The following is a 340-nucleotide window of genomic DNA, read 5'->3' on the forward strand; positions in this document are numbered from 1 at the left end:
GACAATGGTTGCATTCAGGTGCCCGATCAGAATCTCGATCAGTGCATCGCCCAGCACCATCTTGCCGGCCTGCCGCATCTCCTGACGCACCAGAAACAGCATCGGCCGCAGACTCATCCGCGCCGCCGCCATGCCCGGCGGAATGGGCACCATCCCGATCAGGTTGATGCCCAAACTCACCCAGTCCAGCGGGTCGCGCTTGTCACTGGTCGCCAGCCGGACAATGTCATTCAGCGCATCGACCAGCGCCATGATGTTGCCCACCACCGGCAGCCCGCCGGCCACGGTCTTGATCCGCTCAAGCGTGACAACCCCGCCGCTGATGTCCTGCAGCCAGGCA

The 340-nt window shown here is 63.8% G+C and carries 1 protein-coding gene; it reads right to left on the reverse strand.

What is annotated here, in order from left to right; genetic code table 11:
• Positions 1-340 (reverse strand): hypothetical protein (locus ACYAR8_RS24725; RefSeq protein ID WP_463581339.1); only part of this gene is annotated, 340 nt, incomplete at both ends.

The sequence above is a fragment of the Pseudomonas sp. HP_01 genome, assembly GCF_055284355.1.